We start from the raw sequence: 16,381 nt of genomic DNA on the forward strand, positions 1-16,381 counted from the left end.
AGTGTCAAATATCGAGTGGTTAAGCTTTGGCAAAGACGAAGGGTCGGGTACGCGACAAGCGGCGCCCGGGCGTGCGACGAGGGCCCCGGACGGCTGTCCGGGGCCCTCGTGCCGGGGGTGCTGTCAGGCGAGCGGCCGCAGTGCGGCCGGGCGGGGCGTCTCGGGGGGCGAGGTGGACGGCGAGGCGGCGGGCGCCAGGGGGGCCGGGTTCTGGGTGCCGGTGGTGTCGTGGACCTCGACGTGCTCCCGGCGGATCTCCTCCCGGATCACCTCCTCGGTCGTGTACCGCTCGACGACCAGACGCACCCGCTCGACGGGGGCCAGGTACTTGCGGGTCACCGCGCGCTCTTCACGGAGGGTGACCTCCTCGACGGCCTCGGCGATGTCCTTCTCGGTGAGCGCGGCGCGCTCGGCCTCGCTGACCGGCGTGCGCTCGACCCGGACGCGCTCGCGGATCACCGGCACGCGGCGCTCGACCTGTTCGGTCGTCACGTACTTGCGCAGCTTCGCGGTGCCGAGGGTGTGCCACTCGGTGGTGATCTCCAGCCGCTCCTCGCGGCAGGTGATCTCGACCGGGCTGTTGGGGGCGGCCGGTGCGGCGCCGGCGCTCGCGGCGCTCGTGGCGGTCGTGGTGGCCGCCGTCGGGATGGGGGCGGGGGCGGGCTGCGACTGCGCCTTCGGTTCGGCGGTGGGCGCGTGGGTGGTGAGCGCGGAGGAGTCGGCCGAGGCGGGCGCGGCCGCCGGGGGTGCGGTGGCGGCGGGGGCGGAGACGGTCCGGACCTCGGGCTCCGGGGCGGTCCTGGTGGTGTCGGCGCCCGCCACGGCGGCGGCGGGCGCTGCCGTGGCGGGCGTCCGGGCCGTGGCGGGCTCGGGGGAGCGCTCCGGGGTGTGGAAGGTGAGCGACTTCGCCGGGGCCGCCGCGCCGGTCGCGGCGGCGGCCGCCGCCGTGGTGCCGAAGTCGAGGTCGGGCTGCTTGGGCCGGCTCCCGTTCTCGCCGTTCGGGCGGCTGTCCATCGGGGTGTCGAGCCCGTAGTAGCGGTACAGCTGGAGTTCCTGGGCGGGGGAGAGGTGCTGGCCGACGCCGAAGTCCGGTGACTCCTTCACCAGTGACTTGTCGTACGGCACCCGGAGCTCGTCGCCGGAGAACTCGCTCGTGGTCAGCGGGACGAAGGCGTCCCGGCCGAAGATGCCGGTCCGGACCGCCGCCCACTCGGGGCGCCCGGTGGCGTCGTCCAGGTAGACCTCGTCGACCGTGCCGATCTTGTCTCCGTTGCGGTCGACGGCCTTGTGACCGATGAGGTCCCGGGGGTCGATTTCGGTCTGCACTCTTTCCTCCCGTGCACTGAGCCTGCGGAACTCCTGCAGGAGGGCGGCCGGAGCGCCCTTCCGCCCACAATTTCATACCAAAAGCCACTAATCGGACAGGCGCGACCAGGGTGCGCCGTACGGGGTGCGAGCTGCGCCCTCCGGGGGACGCGCGTAGACCTCGAACGACCTGACGCAGCCGTGATCGGGGGGCCTCCCGCTGGTACCCTGGGCGGCGACCGCAGAGCCCGCTCGGGAGAGTCTCCGATCACGAAAGCCGCTGGTCGGAGCGCCGAAGGAGCAACTCCTCCCCGGAATCTCTCAGGCATCCGTACCGTGTGGGGTAGGTCACTCTGGAAAGCAGGGCAGGAGCGTCGGCACGGAAGCCGGCGATCACCACCCTCACCGACGGTGCAAGCCGGCGGAGCGCCCACAGCGCCCCGTGCGGGTGAAGCTCTCAGGTCCCGATGACAGAGGGGGAGGCCTGTCGGGTCCGCCCGCCCAGGCTTGTCCGCTGCTCGCAGCGGCGAGGCCGGCCGGCGTGCGTACCCCCGCCGGTCCGTGACCAGGAGGCCTCGACCACCATGAACGCCCAGCCGAACGCGGGACGCCCCACCGGCGCCTCGACCCTCACCGAGCTTGAGCTGGCCAGCCCCTTCGAGAACCGCCACATCGGCCCCGACGCCGCCGCCCAGGAGAAGATGCTGGCGTCCGTCGGCTACGGCTCGCTGGACGAGCTCGCCGCCACCGCGGTGCCCGAGGCGATCCGTTCCATCACCGCCCTGGACCTGCCCGCCGGCCGGACCGAGGCCCAGGTCCTCGCCGAGCTGCGCGAGCTGGCCGGCCGCAACCAGGTGCTCCAGCCGATGATCGGCCTGGGCTACTACGGCACCTTCACCCCGCCGGTGATCCTGCGCAACGTCATGGAGAACCCGGCCTGGTACACCGCCTACACCCCGTACCAGCCGGAGATCTCGCAGGGCCGCCTGGAGGCGCTGCTCAACTTCCAGACCCTGGTCTCCGACCTGACCGGCCTGCCGACCTCCGGCTCCTCGCTGCTGGACGAGGGCACCGCGGCCGCCGAGGCGATGGCCCTCGCCCGCCGCGTCACCAAGGTCAAGGGCGGCGTCTTCCTGGTCGACGCCGAGACCCTGCCGCAGACCGTCGCGGTGATCAACACCCGCGCCGTGCCGACCGGTGTCGAGGTCGTCGTCGCCGACCTCTCCGAGGGCATCCCGGCCGAGATCGCCGAGCGCGGCGTCTTCGGCGTGCTGCTCCAGTACCCCGGCGCCACCGGCGTGGTCCGCGACCTCGCCCCGGTGATCGAGCAGGCGCACGGCCTGGGCGCGATCGTCGCCGTCGCCGCCGACCTGCTCGCGCTGACCCTGCTCAAGTCCCCGGGCTCGCTGGGCGCCGACATCGCCTGCGGCACCTCGCAGCGCTTCGGCGTGCCGATGGGCTTCGGCGGCCCGCACGCCGGCTACCTGTCGGTGCGCGCCGAGTACGCCCGCTCGCTGCCCGGCCGCCTGGTCGGCGTCTCCGTCGACGTCGACGGCAACCGCGCCTACCGCCTGGCGCTGCAGACCCGCGAGCAGCACATCCGCCGCGAGAAGGCCACCAGCAACATCTGCACCGCGCAGGTGCTGCTCGCCGTCATGGCCTCGATGTACGCCGTGTACCACGGTCCGGACGGCCTGGCCGACATCGCCCGCCGCACCCACCGCTACGCCGCCGCCCTCGCCGAGGGCCTGCGGGCCGGCGGCGTCGAGCTGCTGCACGGCGAGTTCTTCGACACCGTCACCGCCGTCGTCCCGGGCCGCGCCGCCGAGATCGCCGCCGCCGCCCGCGCCAACGGCATCAACGTCCACCAGGACGGCGCCGACCGGATCTCCGTCTCCACCGACGAGACCACCACCCGCGAGCACCTGGCCGGTGTGTGGGCCGCGTTCGGCGTCCCCGCCGTCGAGGTCGCCGAGGCCGCCGAGACGCTGCCCGCCGCGCTGCTGCGCGAGGACGAGTACCTGACCCACCCGGTCTTCCACAGCCACCGCTCCGAGACCGCCATGCTGCGCTACCTGCGCCGCCTGTCGGACCGGGACTACGCGCTGGACCGCGGCATGATCCCGCTGGGCTCCTGCACCATGAAGCTCAACGCGACCACCGAGATGGAGGCGGTGACCTGGCCCGAGTTCGGCCAGCTGCACCCCTTCGCGCCGATCGACCAGGCCCAGGGCTACCTGACCCTGATCCGCCAGCTGGAGCAGCAGCTCGTCGAGGTGACCGGCTACGACGCCGTGTCGATCCAGCCGAACGCGGGCTCGCAGGGCGAGCTGGCCGGCCTGCTGGCCGTGCGCGCCTACCACCACGCCAACGGCGACACCCAGCGCGACGTCTGCCTGATCCCGTCCTCGGCGCACGGCACCAACGCGGCCTCCGCCGTGATGGCCGGCATGCGCGTGGTCGTGGTGAAGACCCTGGTCGACGGTGACGTGGACGTCGAGGACCTGAAGGCCAAGATCGAGCAGCACCGCGACAACCTCGCCGTGCTGATGGTCACCTACCCGTCCACCCACGGCGTGTACGAGACCCAGATCACCGACATCTGCGCCCTGGTGCACGAGGCCGGCGGCCAGGTCTACGTGGACGGCGCCAACCTGAACGCCCTGGTCGGCCTCGCCAAGCCGGGCAAGTTCGGCGCGGACGTCTCGCACCTGAACCTGCACAAGACCTTCTGCATCCCGCACGGCGGCGGCGGCCCGGGCGTCGGCCCGGTGGCGGTGCGCGCCCACCTGGCGCCGTACCTGCCGAACCACCCGCTGCAGTCGGAGGCCGGCCCGGCCACCGGCGTCGGCCCGATCTCGGCCGCGCCGTGGGGCTCGGCGGCCATCCTGCCGATCTCCTGGGCGTACGTCCGGCTGATGGGCGGCGAGGGCCTCAAGCACGCGACCCAGGTCGCCGTGCTGAACGCCAACTACATCGCCAAGCGCCTGGCGCCGCACTTCCCGGTGCTCTACACCGGCCCGGGCGGCCTGGTCGCGCACGAGTGCATCATCGACCTGCGTCCGCTGACCAAGGAGACGGGCGTGACGGTGGACGACATCGCCAAGCGCCTGATCGACTACGGGTTCCACGCGCCGACGATGTCCTTCCCGGTGGCCGGCACGCTGATGATCGAGCCGACCGAGTCCGAGGACCTGTACGAGATCGACCGCTTCTGCGAGGCGATGATCACCATCCGTGCCGAGATCGACAAGGTCGGCTCGGGCGAGTGGGCGGCCGACGACAACCCGCTGCGCAACGCCCCGCACACCGCCGCCACGCTGGCCGGCGACTGGGCGCACGGCTACTCGCGGCAGGAGGCGGTCTTCCCGGCGGGCGTGAACCCGGCGGACAAGTACTGGCCGCCGGTCAGCCGGATCGACGGCGCCTACGGCGACCGCAACCTGGTCTGCTCCTGCCCGCCGCTGGACGAGTACGGCGTCTGACCGGACCGGACCCAGGAGGTCCGGCAGGTAACGACAGGGCCCCGGCGGAGCTTCCGCCGGGGCCCTGTCCCTCGTGCCGGTGGAGTCGGCGGCCGCCCCCGCCGTACGGTCGGACCGGGTGGTCAGGCCGCGTGGGCGACGGGGCGGCGCGGGGCGATCACCCGGCCGTCGGGCAGCAGTTCTCCGGTGTCCTCGAACAGGACCACGCCGTTGCAGAGCAGGCTCCAGCCCTGCTCCGGGTGGCGGGCCACCGACACGGCCGCCTCGCGGTCCTCGGACTCGGCCGACGGGCACTCAGGACGGTGCTGGCACATACGCGTACCCTCGCTTCGCTCTGCGATCCTCCCCGTGGTGCGGTCTCCGGAGGTCGTGCCGTCCGGAGCCGCCGCGGTGGTCGGATCCTGTCCGCGCGCCGGCCAAGTGTGGACCGGCGCTCAAGTGGGTAGGACAGGTGGTCCTTCCACGCTGGTTCCCAGTGTCGGCATCGCGGGACCCGCGCGCAGGGATTTCGTGACATGCGCCACAACTCCCGGGTAGAGATCACCCGTTCAGGTGGGGCCGGCGGGAAATGGCACACCGGTGGGTCAGCCATGAGATGGCCCGTTCGGACCATGCCGGATGGCCCGGACGGGTGGTCTCGGGTCGGATGGGGCCCGGGCGCGGGCGCGGAGCTTCGGGGCGGGTGTGCGATCGCGGGTGGGGGCCGCCGGGCGGGTGGGCCCGGCGGCCCGAGGGGGCGCCGATCGGAGAGCCGAACGGATCGCGGATCGCGGATCGCGTCGCCGATCGGCTCGTCGTCCGTCAGGCGGAGCCGAGCAGCAGCGGCCTGGCGAGCGGGGCGCGGGCGAGCAGCGGCAGCAGTTCGGCGGCCGGGCAGGCGCGGTGCGCGGTGATGCCGAGCGGGGCCGGGGCCAGGGGGATCAGCAGGTCGCCGTCCGGTTCGGTGTCGGGGCTGTGCAGCCAGAGCGCCGTGGCGTACTGGCCGGGGAAGGTCAGCAGCCGGGGCTGGCGGCGGGTCCGGGAGCCCTGGGCGAGCTGCCAGGCCTCGCGCAGCGCCCGGACGGTGGAGTCGAGGTAGGGGCCGGCGGTGAAGTGGGAGAAGCTGTGGCCCTCGGCGCTCTGCACGACCTCGGCGGCGGCGGCCACCTCCGCGCCGTCCTTGATCAGGAAGCGCCAGCCGATGCGGCGGGCGGCCGGGAGCTCGGGGCGAGGGCCGTTCAGGACGTGCACCGCGAGCGGGTGGGCGGGGAGCAGGGGGCCGGTCGGACGGCGCAGCGCTGCGGCGGCGGGCTGGCGCAGCGCGGTCTCCGAGTCGAGCGCGCCCAGGACCGCGCGCAGGGCGCTCGGCGGGGGCTGGGGGGTTTGCAGAGTCATGGCGGGGTCCGCCTCTCCGTGCGAGATCGGCGTGCGAGTGCGTCATACCGGCGTGGAGGGGCGACGCGTCTTCGGTGACGGGGCCCGGCCGTGTCCGGTTGTGCAGGATCGCGGTGCCGGCGCGGTCGCCGCCGTCGACGGGGGGTTCGGGGCGGGGTGGACCGGCCGGAGCGCTGTGCTAATTCGAACAGGTGCGCAGGGTGATCTGTTTATCACAGGCTGTGGTGGCGAGCAAGTCCACAGTTCCTCTGATTTTCCGTCAGATGCCTTGCATTGCAAGCCAGTACGCGCATTCGGGTATCGATCTTCGAGGTGGGCATGATGCTTGCACGGTCGGTCGACCGGGTGCTCGACGGGGTGGCTCTGGAGGAGGGGACCGTGGGCGAGAAGGTCGTGGCGACTCGGGCGGAGCTGGCGGACCGGCAGCTGTACCGACGCAAGCTCCACGCGTGCCAGGAGGCGCTCGGACGGATGCTCCGGGAGGACCGCTTCGACCGGCCGCGGGCGGTGATGGGCCTGGAGATCGAACTCAACCTGGCCGACGAGCAGGGCCTGCCGGCGATGAACAACGCGCAGGTGCTGAGCTCGATCGGCTCCAGCGACTTCCAGACCGAACTGGGCCGGTTCAACATCGAGGTCAACATCACGCCCCACCGGCTCTGCGGGCACGTGTTCGAGGAACTGCGCGAGGAGATCGACACCGGGTTGCGCTACGCCGACCGGAGGGCGGCCGAGGCGGGCGCCCGGATCGTCATGGTGGGCATCCTGCCGACCCTGGAACACGCCCACACCGGGCTCGACGCGATGAGCCACAACCAGCGGTACAGCCTGCTCAGCGACCAGATCCTGGCCGCCCGCGGAGAGGACATCGCGCTGGACATCGAGGGGGTCGAGCGCCTCCAGCTGGAGTCGATCACCATGGTGGCGGAGGCCGCCGCCACCTCGCTCCAGCTGCACCTCCAGGTGACCCCGGAGCGGTTCTCCTCGGTGTGGAACGCGGCCCAGGCGATCTGCGGGCCGCAGCTCGCGCTGGGCGCCAACTCGCCCTTCCTGTTCGGTCGGGAGCTGTGGCGGGAGACCCGTCCGGTGCTCTTCCAGCAGGCCTGCGACACCCGGACGGCGGAGCTCAAGGCGCAGGGCGTGCGCCCGATCACCTGGTTCGGCGAGCGCTGGGTGAACTCGGCGTACGACCTGTTCGAGGAGAACCTGCGGTACTTCCCCGCCCTGCTGCCGATCTGCGACGACGAGGACCCGATGAAGGTGCTGGCCTCCGGCGGCGCGCCCAGGCTCGCCGAGATGCGGCTGCACAACGGCACCATCTACCGCTGGAACCGCCCGGTCTACGACATCGCGGGCGGGGTGGCGCACCTGCGGGTGGAGAACCGGGCGCTGCCGGCCGGGCCGACGGTGGCCGACACCCTGGCCAACGCCGCCTTCTACTACGGGCTGGTGCGGGTGCTCGCCGAGCAGCCCCGGCCGATCTGGACCCGGCTGCCGTTCGAGCGGGCGGACGAGAACTTCCAGCAGGGCGCCCGGTACGGCATCGACGCGGTGTTCCAGTGGCCGCGCTCGGGGCGGGCCGGGCGCGGCGGCGGGCTGCAGACCGTGTCCGCGGTCGACCTGGTGCTGAACGAACTGCTGCCGATGGCCCACCAGGGGCTGGACGAGTGGGGAGTGGAGCCCGCCGACCGCGACCGCTACCTGGGCATCATCGAGCAGCGCTGCCTGCGCCGCGCCAACGGCGCGTCCTGGCAGACGGCGACCTTCCACCGGCTGCGCGAACAGTACGGGATGGACCGGCCGGCCGCGCTCGCGGCGATGACCAGGCGCTACGCCGAACTCATGCGCGGCGGCGAACCGGTGCACACCTGGCCGGTGGGCTGAGAGCGGCGACCCGACTCCCCTCCGGGGCCCCGCGGCGGTTGTGTCAGGATGATCGCTCCGGCGGTCGGCCGACGGCCGGAGCGACCGCCCGTCCGCTGGAGCCCCCGTGACCACCGCCCCGACCGCGCCGGAGACCGCGAAGCCCAGCCGTCGGCTGTTCGGCGTGGAGCTGCTGATCGTCCTCGGCCTCTCCCTCGGGGCCAGCGGGATCAGCGCGCTGATCAGCTTCACCGGCTCGCTCACCGAACCGATCAAGCTCGGCCAGCAGGTCGCCACGCTGAACGGCTCACGGGCGCCCGGTCGGCCCTGGCTGGACCTGGTGTGGCAGCTGTACTCCATCGGGCGCGGGCTGATGCCGGTCGTGCTGGTCGGCTACCTGCTGGTCCGCGAGGGCGCCGCGCTGCGGGTGCTGGGCTTCGACCTCGGGCAGAAGCTGCGCGACCTGGGGCGGGGCGCCGCCGTCGCGGCCGCGATCGGCGGGTCGGGGCTGGCGCTCTACCTGGCCTCGCAGGCGGCCGGGTACAACCTGACGGTGGCGCCGTCCGGGCTGCCGGACGTGTGGTGGCGGGTGCCGGTGCTGGTGGCCTCGGCCTGGCAGAACGCGATCCTGGAGGAGGTCGTCGTCCTCGGCTACCTGCTGCGCCGGGTGGGGCAGCTGGGGTGGTCCTGGCCGGCCGCGGTGGCGGTGAGCTCGGTGCTGAGGGGCTCGTACCACCTCTACCAGGGCGTCGGCGGGCTGATCGGCAACATGGTGATGGGCGTGGTGTTCTGCCTGCTGTACCGGCGGTGGGGGCGGGTGATGCCGCTGGTGGCGGCGCACGCGCTGATCGACACTGTGGCCTTCGTCGGGTACGCGCTGCTGGCCGGGCACGTCAGCTGGCTGCCGACCCCTTGAGCGACAGCGCCCCGGCGCGCGGCGGGTGGGCGAGCAGGCGGTCGACGTGCCGGCGCTCCAGGCCCTGGCCCGGGTCGACGGGCAGCAGCAGGCGGTCCCGGCGCCACTGGGAGCGCAGGACCAGCCGCTGCGGGATGACGTCGTCCACCCAGGCGAACGGCCGGCCCGCGGCGTAGCGCAGCAGCGGGGCCCACTTGGCGGCGGAGAACAGCTCCATCAGCGGCACCCGGGGGTCTCCGGGCTGCGGGACGTAGCCGGTGAAGACGACCACCGGGAGCGGGTCCAGGCCGATCGCCGGGGCGATGTGGGTGTTGGCGTGCTCCTCCCACGTGGTCGCCCAGACCAGGTCGTACGTTCCGGCCAGCTCGCGCAGCCAGGCGCCGTGCCGGGCGGACAGCAGGACGGCGTGGCCGAACAGGGTGTGGGTGTCGAACCCGGCGTCCGGGTGCGGGCAGACCGGGTTCAGGACGCCGTCGACGTCCAGGAACAGCAGTGGCTTCGGCACCGGTGGCCCCTCGGAGACGGTGGTGTTTCCTGACTGTTCGGACGACCCTCGCACACCTCCGGTTGCCCGCGGGCGGGCGCACACGGGGCGCACGGGGCGCTCACGGGGTGGGGGCGGGCTCCCCGACGGGCACCGGTGCGGCCGCCGTGCTCCGACGGCTCAGCCGGCGCACCTGCGGATCCACCAGGACGACCGCGCTGAGCACCAGACAGATGGCGGCGCACGCCCAGAGCGCGCCGGACAGGCCGAGCGCCACCGCGGCGGGGCCGGCCAGCGCGGTGCCGACCGGGGCCAGCGAGTAGGAGCCGAGTTCGTCGTACGCGGTCACCCGGGAGAACATCTCCTCGGGTATCTCCTGCTGGAGCGCGACCATCCAGTTGACGCCGAAGACGGTGACGCCCACGCCGGACAGGAACATCGCGACGACCAGCAGTGGCAGCGGCACCTCGGCGGCGAGGGCCAGGGCGGGCACGCCGAACAGGAAGACCCCCCAGTTGCCGACCAGCAGGATCCGGCGGGGGCGCCAGCGCGTCATCAGCACCCCGGTGGCCACCAGCCCGACGCCGTACGCGGACATCGCCAGGCCCCAGGCGCTCGCCCCGCCGAGCCGCTGCTCGGCGGCCGTCGGCCCGTACACCGACTCGACCGCGTTGATGCAGGCGACCAGCACGGAGAACTGGAGCACGATCACCCAGAGCCAGCGGCGGGAGACGAACTCGCGCCAGCCCTCGCGCAGGTCGCGCAGCATGCCGGAGCCGGAGGGCGCGGGGGCCTTCTCCGGCTCCAGGAAGAAGCGCAGGGCGGCGGCGACCAGGAAGCACAGGGCGTCCAGGGCGAGCACCCAGCCGGGGCCGGCGACGGCGGTGAGCGCGCCGCCGAGGGCGGCGCCGCCGATCTGGGAGGCGTTGAGGCCCATCCGGAAGACCGCGAAGGCCCGGGCGGCGTGCTCCTGGGGGACGGCTTGCATGATCATGCCGCCGGAGGCGGGGGAGTAGAGGGCGTAGCCGGCCCCGCCGGCCGCGGAGAGCGCCATCATCTGCCAGAGCCGGATGTCCCCGGTCAGCACCAGGACGGCCAGGACGGCCTGGGACGCCCCGCTGAACACGTTGGCGGCGACCATGATCAGGTGGCGTGGCAGCCGGTCGGCGAGGGTGCCGCCGATCACCATGAACAGCACGGTGGGCACGAGCCGGGCGGCGGTGACGTAGCCGACCTCGGTGGTGCTGCCGCCGTTGCCGAGCACGGCGAACGCGGTGGCGATGGGGGCTCCGGCGTTGCCGAGACCGCTGACCACGGTGGCGGCGGTCTGGATGCGGAAGTTGCGGCTCGCCCAGGCGAAGCGGTGTGAGGGTGGGGTCGGCACCTGGAGACTATGCCGTGCGGCCGTCCGGGTGTCCATCCGATTTCGCGTCAGGCTCCCCGAGCGGAGGCCCCGCCGGCACGCCCTGTGTCAGCCGAGGTGGCCCCAGAGGAAGGTGAGGGTGCGGCGCCAGGCGATCCGGGCCTGGAGCGGGTCGTAGGTGCCGATCAGGTTCTCGTCGTTCATGAAGGCGTGCCCGGCCGGGTAGAAGTGGATCTCCGGGCGGACGTCGGTGGCCTCGCCGATCCGGATCGCCGCCTCGTCCACGGCGGCCATCGGGATCGAGCCGTCCAGCTCGCCGAAGTGGCCGAGCACGTGGGCCGTCAGACCGCGGTAGTCGAAGTCCGGGTCGGGCGGCAGTCCGTAGAACGGGACCACGGCGGCGACCCTGTCACCGGCCCGGGCGGCGAGCAGCAGGGCGAAGCCGCCGCCCATGCAGAAGCCGACCACGCCGACCGAGTCGCCGACCACGCCGTCCAGGGCGAGCAGGTGGTCGACCGCCCCGGCCAGGTCCTCCACCGCCCGCTCGACCGGGAGTTCGCGCCTGAACCGGGCCGCCTCGGCGCCGTCGTGGGTGGTGGCGCCGCCGAACAGGTCGGGGGCGAGGACGGTGAAGCCCTCGGCGGCGAAGCGGTCGGCCATGTCGGCGATGTGCGAGGTGAGCCCCCACCACTCCTGCACCACCACCAGACCCGGCCCGACGCCCTGCGGCGGGTGGGCCAGGTAGCCGTGCGCGGTGCGGCCGTTGCTGGGGAAGCTGACGTTCTGCCGGGAGCCGCCCTGGTCAGGCATGGCTTCCTCTCAGTGGGTCGGGCCGCGTGCGGCGGGGGTCGGCGGGCCGGGGCGGGTCAGCCCATCTCCTCCAGGGCACGGCCCTTGGTCTCCTTGATGCAGAAGGCCACGAACGGGATGGAGAGCAGCGCGAAGGCCGCGTAGATGACGTACGTCGCGGAGAGGTTCCAGTCGGCGAGGTCCGGAAAGCTGACCGTGATCGCCCAGTTGGCGATCCACTGGGCCGAGGCGGCGACGGACAGCGCCAGCGCGCGGATCCGGTTGGGGAACATCTCGCCGAGCAGGACCCAGACCACCACGCCCCAGGAGAAGGCGAAGCAGAGGACGAAGACGTGCGCGGCGATCAGGGCGACGGTGGCGTGGGTGTTGTCCAGGGTGGCGGTGTCGCCGGAGCCGTGCCGGTAGGAGAACGCCCAGGCGGCGGTGCCCAGCGCGGCCGCCATGCCGATCGAGCCGGCCAGGGCGAGCGGCTTGCGGCCGATCCGGTCCACCAGGGCCATCGCGATCACCGTGCCGATCACGTTGATGATCGAGGTGGAGAGGCTGATCAGCAGCGAGTCGGACTCGTTGATGCCGACCGACTGCCACAGGAAGGACGAGTAGTAGAAGATCACGTTGATGCCGACGAACTGCTGGAACACCGAGGCGCCGATGCCGACCCAGACGATCGGCAGCAGGCCGAAGCGGCCGCCCATCAGGTCCTTCAGCCGGGGCTTGCGGGCGGACTCCAGCACCGAGCGGATCTCCGCCACCCGGGCGTCCAGGTCCACGCCCTCGCCCTCGACCTCGACCAGCACCTTGCGGGCCTGCTCCTCGCGGTGGTCGGCGATCAGGTAGCGCGGCGACTCCGGGATGGCGAGCGCCATCAGCCCGTACACCAGGGCCGGGATGGCCTCGACGCCGAGCATCCACTGCCAGGCCTGGACGCCGCCGAGGTGGTTGGTGGACTCGCCGCCCGCGGCCTGGTTGAGCGCCCAGTTGGCGAGTTGGGAGACGGTGATGCCGAGCACGATCGCCATCTGCTGGAAGGAGGCGAGCCGGCCGCGGTAGGCGGTCGGGGCGACCTCGGCGATGTAGGTGGGGGCGATCACCGAGGCGATGCCGATCGCGATGCCGCCGACCACGCGCCAGGTGGCGAGGACCCCGATGTTCGGCGGGAACATCGAGCCGATGCCGCTGGCCGCGAACAGCACGGCGGCCAGCAGCATCGTGCGGACCCGGCCGAGGTGGTCGGCGAGCCGGCCGGCCATCACCGCGCCCACCGCGGAGCCGAGCAGCGCGATGGCCACCACGAAGGCGGTGGTGCCGTGCCCGACCGCGAAGTGCTTCTGGATGCCCGTCACGGCACCGTTGATCACCGCGCTGTCGTAGCCGAACAGGAAGCCGCCCATGGCGGCGGCGGCCGAGATGAACACCACGTGGCCGAGGTGGGCCTCGCCGGCCGCCGGTCGGCTGTTGACTGAGGACACACGCGCTCCCGGGGGTCGACGGGCCCGCTCTGACGGCGAGTGGGCAGGGCTCGTCTCACATTCGAGCAGCGCGGCGGGCGACCTGCCCGAGTTGGCGGCCGACCGGGTGATCCGGGGTCAGCCGGTGGCGCTCGGCCGGTCCGCGCGCGGGCGGGCGCTGCGCGAGAGGTCGGATCGCGGGCTGTCGTCCGGGAGGACGGCGGCGGTCCGCGGCCCGGCGGTCCGCCGCTGGTGACGGCGGAGCAGCTGGGCCCGGGCGGCGCCGTACTGGTCGCGGCCGCGACCGGGGCCGTCGGCGCGCTCGGCGAGCCGGTCGGCGATCGCGTACTGCGACTCGGCGGGCTTCTTGTCGTCGTACTTGAACTTGGCCCGCACCTCCTTCACCGTCAGCCGGAGCCCGCGCAGTCCGGGCAGCTGCCGGGCCAGCTCGCCCTCGCCGGGCACCACCCGGACCTCCGGCGTCTCGGGCTGGAAGTGCGCCAGCTGGCGGTTGAGGATCTCCGCCTTGCCGGTCGCGGACTCCACCACCTCGGCGGTGCAGTGGAAGTGGACCGAGGCGTAGTAGCTGGTGGGCGTGCCCGGTGCGCCGCGCCAGTGGCCCGGGGCGAAGGCGTAGCCGTCGGTGACCGCGAGGGTGACCTCGGGGTCGGCCCGGACGGCGGCCAGCAGCGGGTTGGGTGCGGCCAGGTGGAGCAGGATCTCGCCGCGCTCGGCGTCCAGCAGGAAGTGGGTCGGGACGAGCACGGGGCCCTCGCCGGGGCCTCCGTTGGCGGCGAGCAGGCCGAAGTCGCGGCCCTCGGCGAGCCAGGCGCGCCACTCGGCCTCGTCGCCGCGGTCCCAGGATCTGATCAGCACGGGTGGGCCTCCCGTCAGCGGGGGTAGCCGCGCAGGTGCGCGGGCAGTGGAACGGTGGTGCCGGGGTGCGGCTGGGGGGTGCCGTGCACCGTGGTGACGGGGATCAGTCCGGACCAGTGCGGCAGGTCGGTGTCGTCCGGGTCGTCGGCGGCGTCGTCGTCCCGGGTCTTGGCCGAGACCTCGTCCAGCTCCAGCCGGATGACGGCGGTGGCGGCGAGCTCCTTGGCGTTGGCCGGTCGGACCTCGGCGGAGCGCCCCGGTATCGCGTGGTCGACCAGGGCGGCGAGCGCGACGTCCAGCTCCTCGGGGTCGGTGACCTGGTGCGCGGTGCCGTGGGCGACCACCGAGCGGAAGTTCACCGAGTGGTTGAACGCGGACTTGGTCAGCACCAGCGCGTCGACCTGGGTGACGGTGACGCAGACCGGCATGCCCTGCTCGCCGGAGGCGTTGCGCAGCGGGCGGCTGCCGGTGGAGCCGTGGAGGTAGAGCCGGCTGCCGACCCGGGCGAAGATGGTCGGCAGGACGACGGGCGCGCCGTCGACGACGAAGCCGAGGTGGCAGATGTAGGCGCTGTCGAGGATGGCGTGGATCGCCTCCTGCTCCCAGGTGGCCCGGTCCCGGTAGCGGGTGGGGGTGGTCCTGGGGGTGCGGGAGTAGTTGGGCGAGCCTTCCGGGCTGGCTGACATGACATCCTCTATGTACTAGTGCATAATTTACTTTGTGCTAGGAGACTATCCCCTGAAGGGACGACGCGCCAGCGAAATCGCGGCCCACATCGAGCAGGGCGTGAGCGGCGGGCAGCTCGCCCCCGGGACCGCGCTGCCCCCGCTGCGCGACCTCGCCGCCGAACTGGGCGTCAACGCCAACACCGCCGCCGCCGCCTACCGGCTGCTGCGCGACCGCGGCGTGATCGAGACCGCCGGCCGCAAGGGCAGCCGCATCCTGCCCCGGCCCGCGCTCACCCCGCGCGACCAGGTCCGCATCCCCGTCCCGCCGCACGCCCGCGACCTGTCCGCCGGCAACCCCGACCCGGCCCTGCTGCCCGACCTCGGCCCGGCCGTGGCGGCCGCCGTCGAGGCCGGGCGCACCGACCCGGTGCTGTACGGGCACGACGCCGTCGACCCGCAGCTGCTCGCGCTGGCCAGGGCCTCCTTCGAGGCCGACGGCCTGCCCGGGGGCCCGGTCGCCGTCGCCTCCGGCTCGCTGGACACCATCGAACGGATCCTCGGCGCCCGGCTGCGCCCCGGCGACGCGGTGGCCGTCGAGGACCCGGGCTGGGGCAGCCTGCTCGACCTGCTGCCCGCGATGGGGCTGAGGAGCGCGCCCGTCCGGCTGGACGACGAGGGGCCGCTGCCGGACGCGCTGGCCGCCGTGCTCGCCGAGGGCGTCCGGGCCGTGGTCGTCACCAGCCGGGCGCAGAATCCGACCGGGGCGGCGCTCACCGCCCGGCGGGCCGAGGCGCTGAGGGCCGTCCTGGCCGAGCGCCCCGGCGTGCTGCTGATCGAGGACGACCACGGGCACGGCATGGTCGACCAGCCGTACCACCCGCTGGTGGGCGCGGGCACCCGGCACTGGGCGGTGGTGCGTTCGGCGGCCAAGGCGTACGGGCCGGACCTGCGGGTCTCGGTGGCGGTCGGAGACGAGGAGACGATCGGGCGGGTGGCGGGCCGGCAGCGGCTGGGCGCCGGCTGGGTCAGCCACCTGCTGCAGCGCACCGTCGCGGAGCTGTGGCGCCGCGACGCCGCGCCGGCCGACCGGGTGGCCGCCGCGTACCGGGCCCGACGGGACGCGCTGCTGGGCGAGCTGACGGCGCGCGGGATCGCGGCCCACGGGCGGAGCGGGCTGAACGTCTGGGTGCCGGTGCCGGACGAGACCTCGGTGCTGGCGGCGCTGGTGCAGCGCGGCTGGGTCGCGGCGCCCGGTGCGCGGTACCGGATCCAGTCGCCGCCCGGGCTGCGGTTCACCACGGCGCGGCTGGAGCCGGCGCAGGCGCGGGAGCTGGCGGAGGACCTGGCGGCGGTGCTGGGGGCGGGCGGGGGCGGATCGCGGCTGGTGTGAGCCCGGGGCCGGTCCTCGGGGAGCGGGGCGTGGGGCGTGGGGCGGGTGGGGCGGAAGCGGTGGGTGTGGCGGGTGTGAATCCCGGGCGGCGTCCGGTGGTCGTCGGCCCGCTTGGTCTGAACCCGGCGGTAACAAAAGCGGAAACCTGCTGCGGATGCCTAGCGGTGGTGAGCGCGCGCATGTCATCTTCTTCGCGCCACCGGCCGGCGGCCCACCCTCACCCAGGCGTCCTCCCGTTCCCCAACCTCCGGGAGGACCGACCGCAGGAGTTCCGCCGTGCCCGAGAACTGTTCGAGCGTCACCCGTAGCACCCCGCGACCCGGCCGCCGGCTGCTCGCCGCAGCGCTGGCCCTTCCGCTCGCCGTCGCCGGCCTGGCCGTCGCCTCGCCGGCCTCCGCC

General features: G+C 73.6%; 13 protein-coding genes and 1 riboswitch. Of the genes, 4 read left to right on the top strand and 9 right to left on the bottom strand.

Annotation, left to right across the window (positions count from 1 at the left end; genetic code table 11):
- Positions 1–123 precede the first annotated feature (123 nt).
- The gene (locus AB0E96_RS13605) at positions 124–1,326 is read right to left on the bottom strand and encodes a PRC and DUF2382 domain-containing protein (protein ID WP_359822471.1); all 1,203 of its coding nucleotides are present in this window, start codon (positions 1,324–1,326) and stop codon (positions 124–126) included.
- A 222-nt stretch (positions 1,327–1,548) separates the two neighbouring features.
- A riboswitch (glycine riboswitch) is annotated at positions 1,549–1,652 on the top strand.
- Between the two features lie 237 nt (positions 1,653–1,889).
- Between AB0E96_RS13605 and gcvP the strand changes: the two genes are divergently transcribed.
- Positions 1,890–4,790 carry an aminomethyl-transferring glycine dehydrogenase gene (gcvP, locus tag AB0E96_RS13610; RefSeq protein ID WP_359822474.1) on the top strand — a complete coding sequence of 967 codons (2,901 nt, stop codon included), beginning with the start codon at positions 1,890–1,892 and terminating at the stop codon, positions 4,788–4,790.
- A gap of 122 nt (positions 4,791–4,912) precedes the next feature.
- Here the strand turns inward: gcvP and AB0E96_RS13615 are convergent, their stop codons facing one another.
- Both AB0E96_RS13615 and AB0E96_RS13620 read right to left on the bottom strand, forming a co-directional pair.
- Positions 4,913–5,104 carry a DUF5999 family protein gene (locus AB0E96_RS13615; RefSeq protein WP_097235094.1) on the bottom strand — a complete coding sequence of 64 codons (192 nt, stop codon included), beginning with the start codon at positions 5,102–5,104 and terminating at the stop codon, positions 4,913–4,915.
- A gap of 487 nt (positions 5,105–5,591) precedes the next feature.
- Complete coding sequence (locus AB0E96_RS13620) at positions 5,592–6,164, bottom strand: hypothetical protein (RefSeq protein ID WP_359822477.1); 573 nt, start codon at positions 6,162–6,164, stop codon at positions 5,592–5,594.
- A gap of 378 nt (positions 6,165–6,542) precedes the next feature.
- On the opposite strand from AB0E96_RS13620, the gene AB0E96_RS13625 reads away from it, so the two are divergent.
- Together AB0E96_RS13625 and AB0E96_RS13630 are read left to right on the top strand one after the other, a co-directional pair.
- A complete protein-coding gene (locus tag AB0E96_RS13625; protein ID WP_359822505.1) occupies positions 6,543–8,048 on the top strand; it encodes a glutamate--cysteine ligase in 1,506 nt (501 codons plus the stop codon).
- Between the two features lie 106 nt (positions 8,049–8,154).
- Positions 8,155–8,943 carry a CPBP family intramembrane glutamic endopeptidase gene (locus tag AB0E96_RS13630; RefSeq protein WP_359822480.1) on the top strand — a complete coding sequence of 263 codons (789 nt, stop codon included), beginning with the start codon at positions 8,155–8,157 and terminating at the stop codon, positions 8,941–8,943.
- Here the strand turns inward: AB0E96_RS13630 and AB0E96_RS13635 are convergent.
- From AB0E96_RS13635 to AB0E96_RS13660, 6 genes are all read right to left on the bottom strand, one after another.
- Complete coding sequence (locus AB0E96_RS13635; RefSeq protein WP_359822482.1) at positions 8,921–9,448, bottom strand: HAD domain-containing protein; 528 nt, start codon at positions 9,446–9,448, stop codon at positions 8,921–8,923. The two genes, AB0E96_RS13630 and AB0E96_RS13635, sit on opposite strands and share 23 nt — an antisense overlap.
- A 100-nt stretch (positions 9,449–9,548) precedes the next feature.
- On the bottom strand, positions 9,549–10,811 hold the full coding sequence (locus tag AB0E96_RS13640; RefSeq protein WP_359822484.1) for an MFS transporter: 1,263 nt from the start codon (positions 10,809–10,811) through the stop codon (positions 9,549–9,551).
- A gap of 87 nt (positions 10,812–10,898) precedes the next feature.
- On the bottom strand, positions 10,899–11,600 hold the full coding sequence (locus AB0E96_RS13645; protein WP_359822487.1) for an alpha/beta fold hydrolase: 702 nt from the start codon (positions 11,598–11,600) through the stop codon (positions 10,899–10,901).
- A gap of 56 nt (positions 11,601–11,656) precedes the next feature.
- On the bottom strand, positions 11,657–13,069 hold the full coding sequence (locus tag AB0E96_RS13650; protein WP_359822489.1) for a sugar porter family MFS transporter: 1,413 nt from the start codon (positions 13,067–13,069) through the stop codon (positions 11,657–11,659).
- A 117-nt stretch (positions 13,070–13,186) separates the two neighbouring features.
- The gene (locus tag AB0E96_RS13655) at positions 13,187–13,924 is read right to left on the bottom strand and encodes an FMN-binding negative transcriptional regulator (protein WP_359822492.1); all 738 of its coding nucleotides are present in this window, start codon (positions 13,922–13,924) and stop codon (positions 13,187–13,189) included.
- A 14-nt stretch (positions 13,925–13,938) separates the two neighbouring features.
- Positions 13,939–14,610, bottom strand: coding sequence for a pyridoxamine 5'-phosphate oxidase family protein (locus AB0E96_RS13660; RefSeq protein ID WP_359822495.1), 672 nt, complete (start codon positions 14,608–14,610; stop codon positions 13,939–13,941).
- Between the two features lie 34 nt (positions 14,611–14,644).
- On the opposite strand from AB0E96_RS13660, the gene AB0E96_RS13665 reads away from it, so the two are divergent.
- Positions 14,645–15,982, top strand: coding sequence for an aminotransferase class I/II-fold pyridoxal phosphate-dependent enzyme (locus AB0E96_RS13665; RefSeq protein WP_359822497.1), 1,338 nt, complete (start codon positions 14,645–14,647; stop codon positions 15,980–15,982).
- Positions 15,983–16,381: the final 399 nt, after the last annotated feature.

Source organism: Kitasatospora sp. NPDC036755, assembly GCF_040636595.1.
In the GTDB taxonomy this organism is placed as follows: Bacteria; Actinomycetota; Actinomycetes; order Streptomycetales; family Streptomycetaceae; genus Kitasatospora.